2 protein-coding genes are annotated in these 1,159 nt (G+C 72.1%); both read left to right on the top strand.

Features of this window, described 5'->3' with window-relative positions:
• A partial coding sequence (locus RTM68_RS18885; RefSeq protein WP_312173872.1) for a (2Fe-2S)-binding protein occupies positions 1-549 on the top strand: 549 nt, incomplete at its 5' end.
• Positions 546-1,159, top strand: a 614-nt coding sequence (locus tag RTM68_RS18880; RefSeq protein WP_312173870.1) for an aldehyde dehydrogenase family protein, incomplete at its 3' end; no start/stop codon positions are given. The genes RTM68_RS18885 and RTM68_RS18880, both read left to right, overlap by 4 nt.

Genomic DNA, 1,159 nt, shown 5'->3' with positions numbered 1-1,159 from the left:
GACGTCGACGACGACATGCGCTCGTCCGATCGCCTGGTCTTCGCCGCAGGCGAGGTCACCGGCATCGGCGGCGCCATCGCCTCGTGCGCCGAGGGCGAGCTCGCAGGATCCGCGGTGGCGCAGGACCTCGGCGCTTCGACCGACCGACGCACCATGGCGCGACACCGCCGGCGTCTGCGGCGCGGCCGGCGCTTCGCGATCGGCATGCATCGGGCGAGCCCCGTTCCCGAGGCGTGGGACGAATGGCTGACTCCCGAGACGCACATCTGCCGGTGCGAAGAGGTCACCGCCGCCGAGGTGACCGATGCCGTCGACGGCCTTCGCGCCGACGATGCGAGAGACGTGCGCGTGACCGCCCGCCCCGGCATGGGCCTGTGCCAGGGACGGGTGTGCGGATTCGCCCTCTCGAAGCTCGTCGCCACAGGCACCGGGAGCGTCGTCGACGCCCCCGCCCTCGAATCCTTGACCAATCGACAGGTGGGCGTGCCCGTCTCGCTCGGCGACCTCGCCGCGCTGGTGCCGCACCACCCGAACCAGGAGGAGTCATGACCATGCACGACACGTCTGACGACAGCGTGGACCAGATCATCGACCTCGCCGTGCGCGCATCCGAGCAGTGGAAGCGCACCGCGATCGCCGACCGCGGTCGTGCGCTCGTCGCCGCGGCGGATGCTCTCGATCAGCACGCCGACGAACTGATCCCGATCGCGCAGCGCGAGACGAACCTCGCCGAGCCCCGTCTGCGCGGCGAGCTGCGCCGCACCACGTTCCAGCTGCGCATGTTCGCCGAGATGCTGCCCGAGGGGCTGTGGCTCGACGCCCGCATCGACCACGCCGACGCCGAATGGCCGATGGGCGCCCCGCGCCCCGACCTGCGTCGACAGCTCGAGCCGATCGGCGCAACCCTCGTGTTCGCCGCGAGCAACTTCCCCTTCGCGTTCTCGGTCGCCGGCGGCGACGCGGCGAGCGCGCTCGCCGCGGGCAACGCCGTCGTGCTCAAGGCTCATCACGGGCATCCCGATCTCTCGGCCGCGACGGCCGCCGTCGTGGTCGATGCGCTCGCTGCGGCGGGTGCTCCCGAGGGGGTCTTCCAGACGATCTACGGCACCGAGGCCGGTGTGCGCGCGCTGCGTGCGCCCGGTATCAAGGCCGCGGCGTT

Origin of the sequence: Microbacterium sp. (assembly GCF_031988965.1) — a bacterium.
Lineage (GTDB): Bacteria > Actinomycetota > Actinomycetes > Actinomycetales > Microbacteriaceae > Microbacterium.
Note: the sequence above shows the minus strand (reverse complement) of the source record. Positions and strands in the feature narration are given on the sequence as shown.